At 40.9% G+C, this 8851-nt stretch carries 9 protein-coding genes; 7 read left to right on the top strand and 2 right to left on the bottom strand.

The genetic code is table 11. From position 1 onward, the window contains the following. Nucleotides 1-170 precede the first annotated feature (170 nt). Nucleotides 171-1949: an aspartate--tRNA ligase gene (gene aspS, locus CWB66_RS05555; RefSeq protein ID WP_138584611.1), complete on the bottom strand. Its 1779-nt coding sequence runs from the start codon at nucleotides 1947-1949 to the stop codon at nucleotides 171-173. 247 nt (nucleotides 1950-2196) lie between these two features. Between aspS and CWB66_RS05550 the strand changes: the two genes are divergently transcribed. Together CWB66_RS05550 and CWB66_RS05545 are read left to right on the top strand one after the other, a co-directional pair. Further along, a complete protein-coding gene (locus CWB66_RS05550; protein ID WP_138584610.1) occupies nucleotides 2197-3045 on the top strand; it encodes a DUF72 domain-containing protein in 849 nt (282 codons plus the stop codon). A 24-nt stretch (nucleotides 3046-3069) separates the two neighbouring features. Continuing rightward, on the top strand, nucleotides 3070-3567 hold the full coding sequence (locus CWB66_RS05545) for a M48 metallopeptidase family protein (protein WP_138584609.1): 498 nt from the start codon (nucleotides 3070-3072) through the stop codon (nucleotides 3565-3567). A gap of 142 nt (nucleotides 3568-3709) precedes the next feature. Here the strand turns inward: CWB66_RS05545 and CWB66_RS05540 are convergent, their stop codons facing one another. Further along, the gene (locus tag CWB66_RS05540) at nucleotides 3710-4396 is read right to left on the bottom strand and encodes a DUF3334 family protein (RefSeq protein ID WP_077537546.1); all 687 of its coding nucleotides are present in this window, start codon (nucleotides 4394-4396) and stop codon (nucleotides 3710-3712) included. A 117-nt stretch (nucleotides 4397-4513) separates the two neighbouring features. Here CWB66_RS05540 and cmoA point away from each other — a divergent pair, with 117 nt between their 5' ends. The 5 genes from cmoA (at nucleotide 4514) to CWB66_RS05515 (ending at nucleotide 8831) form a co-directional block, all read left to right on the top strand. After that, entirely contained in the window at nucleotides 4514-5239 is a 726-nt protein-coding gene (gene cmoA, locus CWB66_RS05535) for a carboxy-S-adenosyl-L-methionine synthase CmoA (protein ID WP_138584608.1), read from the top strand. Nucleotides 5240-5251: 12 nt separating this feature from the next. Then, entirely contained in the window at nucleotides 5252-6220 is a 969-nt protein-coding gene (gene cmoB, locus CWB66_RS05530; RefSeq protein WP_138584607.1) for a tRNA 5-methoxyuridine(34)/uridine 5-oxyacetic acid(34) synthase CmoB, read from the top strand. Nucleotides 6221-6389: 169 nt separating this feature from the next. Next, nucleotides 6390-7442 (top strand): phosphoribosylformylglycinamidine cyclo-ligase, encoded by a 1053-nt coding sequence (purM, locus tag CWB66_RS05525; protein WP_138584606.1) that lies wholly within the window; start codon nucleotides 6390-6392, stop codon nucleotides 7440-7442. After that, entirely contained in the window at nucleotides 7442-8089 is a 648-nt protein-coding gene (gene purN, locus CWB66_RS05520; protein WP_138584605.1) for a phosphoribosylglycinamide formyltransferase, read from the top strand. Before purM ends, purN begins: the two co-directional genes overlap by 1 nt. Continuing rightward, complete coding sequence (locus CWB66_RS05515; RefSeq protein WP_502705285.1) at nucleotides 8043-8831, top strand: DUF3108 domain-containing protein; 789 nt, start codon at nucleotides 8043-8045, stop codon at nucleotides 8829-8831. The genes purN and CWB66_RS05515 overlap by 47 nt, the downstream gene beginning before the upstream one ends. Nucleotides 8832-8851: the final 20 nt, after the last annotated feature.

The raw sequence follows: 8851 nt of genomic DNA, 5'->3' as shown, positions 1-8851 counted from the left end.
ATAGATACAAAAATTTTTGCCTAGTTCTAGCGTAATTTTCTTAACGTTAAATAGACCCTATATATAAGCAGATTGGTATAAATTATGAACACCTCTAAATTTAAGCACAAAAAAACCCTTAAGCAAGCCACTCAAGGGTTTTTATATTAATCGCTATTTGCTAAACAGAATTACTCTTCGCTAGAAGGCGCTTTTTCTACAACACTAATTGCAAGTTCAGCTAACGAATCAAGGTTAGGCTTACTTGGCGCGTTAGTTAATAAACACGACGCTTGTGTTGTTTTAGGGAAAGCAATAACGTCACGAATGTTATCAGTACCACATAAAAGCATAGCTAAACGGTCAAGACCAAATGCTAAACCAGCATGTGGTGGCGTGCCGTATTTAAGTGCATCAAGTAAAAAGCCAAACTTATCTTGTTGCTCTTGCTCGTTAATACCTAAAATTCTAAATGCGGTTTCTTGCATATCTGCATTATGAATACGTACCGAACCACCACCTACTTCGTAGCCATTTAATACCATATCGTAGGCATCTGAAATAGCCGCAGCTGGGTTTGCTTCAAGCTCACTGGCGTTAATGTCTTTTGGAGCTGTGAATGGATGATGCACAGCATGCAACGTGCCTTCGTCATCTTCTTCAAACATTGGGAAGTCTACAACCCAAAGTGGTGCCCAGCTATTAAGGTTAGTGATTTCTAAATCAACACCAATCTTAACGCGCAGTGCGCCCATAGCTTCATTTACTGTGTTGCGTTTATCAGCACCAAATAAAATGATATCGCCAGACTGTGCATTAGTACGTTCAAGCAATTTAGTAATTACGTCTTCGCTTAAAAACTTAGCCACTGGTGATTGAACGCCCTCAGCGCCCGCAGTGTGGTCATTTACTTTCATCCACGCCATGCCTTTAGCGCCGTAAATACCAATAAACTTAGTGTAATCGTCAAGTTGTTTACGGGAGAGCTTAGCGCCACCAGGAACAGTTAATACAGCAACGCGACCTTTTTCGTCGTTAGCCGGACCTGAGAAAACATTAAACTCTACGTCTTTCACTAAATCTGCAACATCAACTAATTTCATTGGATTACGTAAATCTGGCTTATCAGAGCCGTACAAGCTCATTGCCTCGCTGTAAGGCATGATTGGGAAATCGCCTAAATCAACGTCTAACAATGTTTGCCACATTTCGCGGACCATTTTTTCAGTCATACCACGTACTTGATCAGAGCTCATGAACGAGGTTTCTATATCTATTTGGGTAAATTCTGGTTGGCGATCGGCACGTAAATCTTCATCACGGAAACATTTAACAATTTGGTAGTAACGGTCAAAACCCGACATCATCAACAATTGCTTAAACAACTGTGGAGACTGTGGTAAAGCGTAAAAGCTACCTTTATGAACACGGCTCGGTACTAAGTAATCGCGCGCGCCTTCAGGTGTTGCTTTAGTAAGTACAGGTGTTTCGATGTCTAAAAAGCCGTTTTCATCTAAAAAGCGACGAACAAAGCTGCTTGCTTTAGCACGTAATTTAATACGGTCACTCATTTCTAGGCGACGTAAGTCTAGGTAACGGTACTTTAAACGACGCTCTTCTGAGTTTACTTGGTTAAAATCCAGCGGTAATGGCTCTGAGCGGTTAATAATATTAAGCTCAGTACCTAAAATTTCAATCTCGCCTGTCGCCATGTCTTTATTTACTTGGCTATCTGGGCGTGCACGTACAGTGCCTTTTAGCTGAACACAAAATTCTTGGCGAAGTGTGTTCGCTGAACTCATTAGCTCTTCAATGTCAGAGTCGAATACAACTTGCACTAAACCTTCTCTATCGCGTAAATCGACAAAGATAAGTCCACCAAGGTCACGTCGTTTGTTGATCCAGCCACATAGTTCTACTTCTTGATCTACGTGAGTTTTATTTAGCTGTCCGCAATATATAGAGCGCATAGTTTTCCTGTCAGATAAAAGGCTTAAACGGTTAAAGTTATTTGTTTTAAGGCGTGTGATTTAAAAAACAGGTCACTACAATACAAATAAAGCCGCTAGCAATCTAAAAATAATCAAATTAAGCCCTGCATTATACTCAACTAACATTAAGATGCTAGGGCGTGTACGGCTTTTACCCTTGAATTTACAGCAGCTCGTTTTGTTATTTGCTACACTATCGCCACTTTATAATAAGGCGCTCGTTTGTATGTTATATATTGGATGCCCTCAGTGGTCGAGCAACGCATGGAAAGGCAATTTATTTTCAAGCCAATGTAAAAACGCCGATATGCTTAGCCAATACGCTCAGCATTTTAATTCAGTTGAAGGCAATACCAGCTTTTACGCCGATCCATCGCCAAGCACCGTGTTGCGCTGGGCAAACAGCGTTCCCGACGATTTTAAATTTACGTTTAAGTTTAATCGTCGCTTTAGCCACGAATTGCACCTTACTAATGTGCAAACCGAGCTTACTGATTGGCTAAACTTGTTTACTCCTATTTTAGAAAAAACTGGGCAAATCATGCTGCAATTACCTAAAGCATTTGGCCCTGACGACTTACCCAAACTCGCCCAATTTATTAGCCTATTACCAAAAGAGGTTAATTACGGTGTAGAGGTACGTCATACTGCGTTTTTTCAAAAAGGTGAAGCCGAAATAGCGCTTAATCAGTTATTAATGGCAAACAACATAAATCGCATATCGATGGATACTCGCGCCCTCTTTGCCGTAAAACCAACAACCGAAGCGCTAATAGATGCACAACAAAAAAAGCCGCATTTACCCGTGCATGCCATTGCTACAAGCACGCAACCCATGGCGCGCTTTGTTATAGCCGATTTACAAAACGACTATAAACCCTTTTATAAACCGTGGCTAAGTAAAGTAAAACAATGGCTTGATGAAGGAAAAACACCTTATGTGTTTTTTCATACGGCAGATAACCGAGAAGCGCCATTATTAGCAAGGCAGTTTTGTAAGGACCTTGGTTATAATCACAAAGCATTAAACCCATTTACTGGCGAAAAAGAAGCCCACCAGCAAGCACTTTTTTAAAAGTAAAACGACAGAGAAATAATAATGAGTGAATACGCACGTTACTTTACCGGCTACCCAGCTAACATTGTTGAGCAAGTATTAAGCCTTATAAGTAACAACAAGGTATGTGACTACTTACTTAAAAAGTATCCGCAAGCACACACTATTACCAGCGATAAACTACTTTATAGCTACGCCACAGAGCTTAAAAAACAGTATTTAAAAAACGCCCCACCGTTTGGTCGTGCGGCATTTAAAAAGCAAGGCGACATGATCACTAATGCACTTGGTACACATACGTATCGTATGCAAGGTAAAACCCGCAAACACGATTTAGCAATAAACAGCGACTTGCTGCGTGCCCCAGAGCCATTACTAAAAGCGTTAGTGGTACATGAGCTTGCCCACTTTAAAGAAAAAGATCACAACAAAAGCTTTTACCAACTGTGCTGCCATATGGAGCCGAGTTATCGTCAGTTAGAATTAGATTTACGAATTTTTTGTGTGGTAGTGGCGATGGGGGCAAACCCTTATAACTAGATGCTTTACACTGAGCCTACATAATTTGCGATAAAAAGTTAATTGCGAAACTAAGATGCCTAGCAAAAACAGAAAAGCGCAATATAAAATCGCGCTTTTTGTTTTATCATTTATTACAAGCTACCAGCTTAAACGTTTCGCTTTAAAGCCCTAAGCCTGCCATGAAGTCGTCATCGTCATCATCTTGTCCAGAAGACGCAGCCGCTTTAGATTTTTCAGCTTGTTGCTTTGCTTCATTCTCAATGATGTCATCAGGGTCTATAGCTTCTACAATGTCAAAATCATGCAGTTTAATAAACTCAGTTTTATCCATAGCAAGCTCTAGATAAAAGATATTTTGCTTACTGGTGGTAAACGTTACGCGGCGGGCTTGTGGGCGATCCATCGTAGTATCTACCGAGATCTGAACTTGTTTGTTAATTGCCATCATTTTTGGCTGATTTTGCGTGATAGAGGTGTGTAACTGCTCGCGCACTTTTGAAGTAAAGTCGCCAACAATTTGGTTCATTAACTCACCTAACACGTTAGACACATCATCAGATAAATGGCTATGCGCTATTTCTTCTTCAGGCATACCCATATTGCGCATGTAATCGCCATAAATTTCCATCGCAGCTTGCGAGGTAAAGTTTGTAATTACAAGACCGGTAAAACCACCATCAAACAATACAAAACAACCAATGTCTGGTCGCATACAAGTACGTGTTATTTTTTGAACCATAGCAGAATAACTAATGCCATTACCGCTGGCTGATGTAAGCACACCTGTTACCGAGTGACACAGGGTTGCTAAGATATCGTCTGTACTAATAACCTTACTTTTACTCATTTAATAATCTCTTTTTGTACTTATTATTCATAATTCTAGTCAAGCTACTGAATTTATCACTGACTATCCAGTATAAAATGTTAAAATAGCACTATTATTTTTAAAGAGACTGCTTTCGTGACCATAAAAGACAGTATTTATGCCTCTGAGCAACAAGTTAAAGACTTTAGTTTTGATCAAAATGTAGTCGAAGTATTCCCGGATATGATCCAGCGCTCTGTGCCTGGCTATGCCACTATTGTAAGTACGATGGGCAAACTTGCTGGGCAATATGCACAAAGTAATTCTAATTTATATGATTTAGGCTGCTCACTGGGTGCCGTCACGCTTAGCATGCGCCGTAACATTCGTACCGATAACTGCCATATAATAGCCGTAGATAACTCTCAAGCTATGGTTGAACGCTGTAAAGTACATTTACAAGGTTTTAAGTCTGATGTGCCAGTTACTGTCACTTTAGGCGATATTAATGAGCTTGAGATTCAAAATGCATCGGTTGTTGCAATGAACTTTACATTACAGTTTATTCCACATGCTCAGCGCCAAGCGGTGCTTGAAAAAATATACGCGAATTTAAAACCTGGCGGTGTATTGCTGCTAAGCGAAAAAATTAAAGCTGAAAATGAGCAATGCGATAATTTATTAATAGATTTGCACCACGACTTTAAACGTCACAATGGTTACTCTGAGCTTGAAATAAGCCAAAAGCGTACCGCTATTGAAAACGTAATGCGTCCCGACACACTCAGTACTCACGTTAATCGTTTAAGTGACATTGGCTTTAGCCAAACGCAAGTGTGGTATCAATGTTTTAATTTTTGCTCAATGGTAGCAATTAAATAAAGAGAGTTATTAATGTCTCAATGGTTTAATCAATTTTACGCATCTATTGCACAAAGCCCACTTAGCCACTGGTTAGAAACCTTACCTGCGCAATTAAAGCATTGGCAGTTAGAGGCAAGCCACGGCGATTTACCTAAATGGCAAAAAGTGCTTAAAAACTTGCCTGAGGTTTCAACACGCCATGTTGATATTTCTACTAAGGTAGAAATTGGCGCTGCTGGCGAAATAAGTGAAGGTGAACAAAAACAAGCACTGCATTTATTAAAACGTATGATGCCATGGCGTAAAGGCCCATTCACTGTGCACGGTATTGAAATAAATACAGAGTGGCGCAGTGATTGGAAGTGGGACAGACTCCTACCGCATATTGAGCCATTAAAAGGCCGCACTGTTTTAGATATTGGTTGCGGCTCTGGTTATCATTTATGGCGTATGCGCGGTGAAGGTGCAAAATTTGTGGTGGGTATTGATCCATCTGATTTATTTTTATGTCAGTTTCAGGCTATTAAACACTACAACCCAGACGAAAATGTGCATTTACTGCCACTAGGCGTTGAAGCATTACCCGAGCTTAAAGCGTTTGATACGGTTTTTTCGATGGGCGTACTTTATCATCGTCGCTCACCTATCGACTTTTTGGCGCAGCTAAAAGCGCAGCTTCGCCCAGGCGGTGAACTTGTACTTGAAACGTTGGTAATTGAAGGCGACGAAAACACAGTATTAGTCCCTACCGATCGTTACGCTAAAATGCGCAATGTGTGGTTTATTCCAAGTACTGCAGCACTAAAGTTATGGATGGAACGTGTTGGCTTTAAAGATGTGCAAATAAAAGATTGCGCTATTACTACTTTAGATGAACAACGTAAAACCGATTGGATGGAAAACGAGTCATTAATCGATTTTTTAGATCCAAACGATACCAGCAAAACCATTGAGGGTTACCCTGCTCCGCTTAGAGCCATATTAACGGCCAAAGCGTAAAACGTTAAGAGCACCTACGGGTGCTTTTTTGTGTAATTAACAACCTAACAGCGGACAAGTGTCCTTGTTAATTATTTCAAAGGTATATTTGCGCTAGCCGCGCTGTTGCAATTGTTGTAAAATACGCGCGTTTCTAAGCAACCCAAAACAACTATTTTGAGGAAAACCTGTGAGCGAACAAAAACAGTCTCTTAGCTATAAAGACGCGGGCGTAGATATCGACGCTGGTAATGCACTTGTTGAGCGTATTAAAGGCGTAGTTAAAAAAACGCGTCGTCCTGAAGTGATGGGCGGAATTGGTGGTTTTGGCGCACTTTGCGAAATTCCTGAAGGTTATAAGCAACCAGTACTCGTTGCAGGCACAGATGGCGTAGGTACTAAACTACGTTTAGCAATCGATTTAAAAAAGCACGATACGGTTGGTATTGATTTAGTTGCGATGTGTGTAAACGATTTAATAGTTCAAGGTGCTGAACCCCTGTTTTTCCTAGATTACTATGCAACAGGTAAGCTAGATGTAGACACAGCAGCCGACGTAGTGACAGGTATTGGTAAAGGGTGTGAAATTTCAGGTTGCGCCCTAATTGGTGGCGAAACAGCTGAAATGCCAGGTATGTATGATGGTGAAGACTACGACATGGCAGGTTTTTGTACAGGCGTTGTAGAAAAATCAAAAATTATTGATGGCACAAAAGTAGCCGCAGGCGATCAGCTTATTGCCCTTGCGTCAAGCGGCCCTCATTCAAATGGTTTTTCTTTAATTCGTAAAGTCCTTGAAGTGTCAAACGCAGATACCAGCGCTGACTTTGAAGGTAAAACATTAGGCGAAACCTTACTTGAGCCTACGCGTATTTACGTTAAGCCTTTACTTGAGTTATTTAAAAGCGTTGACGTACATGCTCTTTCGCACATTACTGGCGGCGGTTTTTGGGAAAACATTCCACGCGTATTGCCTGCGTCGGCAAAAGCTGTTGTTAAAGGAGATAGCTGGCAGTGGCCACCTATTTTTAACTGGTTACAGGAAAACGGCAACATTACTACACATGAAATGTACCGTACATTTAACTGTGGTGTAGGCATGGTTTTAGTGGTCCCTGCAGATAAACTTGAACAAAGCTTAACAATGTTAAAAGGCTTGGGCGAAAACGCTTGGCACCTTGGTGAAATTCAAGACGCAGCCGCTGGCGAAGAACAAGTTGAAATTGTAGGTGGTGCTAAGTAATGGCACCCACTCGTCTGGTAGTTTTGATCTCAGGTAGTGGCTCTAATTTACAAGCCATCATAGATGCCTGCGAACGTGGCGAGATAAACGGACATATAGCGGCTGTTATTAGTAACAAAGCAGACGCTTATGGCCTAGAGCGCGCTAAACAAGCAGGTATTGCCACAAAGGTGCTCAGTCATAAAGATTTTGACTCGCGCGAAGCGTACGACGCGCAATTAATGAACATTATCGATTCTTTTATGCCGAATCTAGTTGTATTAGCTGGGTTTATGCGTATTCTTACTCCTAGCTTAGTGCAAAAATATGTTGGAAAAATGTTGAACATTCATCCATCTTTGTTGCCTAAGTATCAGGGGCTGAATACCCACCAAAGAGCAATTGATGCAAAAGACGATGTTCATGGCGTAAGTGTTCATTTTGTTACTGAAGAATTAGACGGCGGTCCCGTTATACTTCAGGCGCAAATACCTGTACTCAAGGACGATACAGCAGACACATTAGCAAAACGCGTGCATGAGCAAGAGCATATAATTTATCCTTTGGTGGTCAAATGGTTCAGTGAACACAGACTTACTATGGAAGCAGATTATGCAGTTCTTGACAAAAAACAACTTCCTGCACACGGCGCGCACTACCCACAATAAAAAAATAAGTGCCTTGCTATTATGTGCGGGCGCTTTACTTCCAACTAGCCTGATTGCAGGCGAATTGACCCAGTATCATGCTAACTATGATATTTTGCGTAAAGGTAAAAATCATGGTGAAGCTGTGCGTGAGCTCAAAAAAATAGCCGACAATACTTACCAGTTAACATACCACAGTAATATTGAGTGGATGATTTTCTCTGACTCTCGTGAAGAAACATCAAAATTTACTTTTCAAAATGGCAAGGTTACTCCGCATCATTACTCGATGATCCGCACCGGTACAGGCCCAGATAAAGACTACAAAATAGACTTTGATACGCAAAATAAAGTAGTCACTAGCAGCAGTAGTGAATACCCACTTGAATGCGAATGGACAGATGATTTTCAAGACGCTATTTCATATCAAGTGCAAGTACGCGAAGGCTTAAAAAAAGGTGAAACAAGTTTTTCATTCCCACTGATTGATAAAAAAGGTAATCGTCGCGACTATAACTTTGAAGTTGTAGGAAAAGAGATGATTCCGTTACCAATCGGAAACGTAGATACAATTAAAGTGAAGCGTTTATACGATAACGATAAACGCCAAGCTATTGCATGGTTTGCACCAGAGATGGATTACATGTTAGTGCGTATGTGGAAAGGTGAAAAAGGTACAGAGCAATTTGAAGTACAGATGAATTCCTTTACAGTTACCCAGCCAACTGCTGTTACAGCAGCGCCGACACCTGTCCAACAATAGCTATTTAACCTGAACTCTGG

It is taken from the genome of Pseudoalteromonas sp. S558, assembly GCF_005886635.1.
In the GTDB taxonomy this organism is placed as follows: Bacteria; Pseudomonadota; Gammaproteobacteria; order Enterobacterales; family Alteromonadaceae; genus Pseudoalteromonas; species Pseudoalteromonas aliena.
Note: the sequence above shows the minus strand (reverse complement) of the source record. Positions and strands in the feature narration are given on the sequence as shown.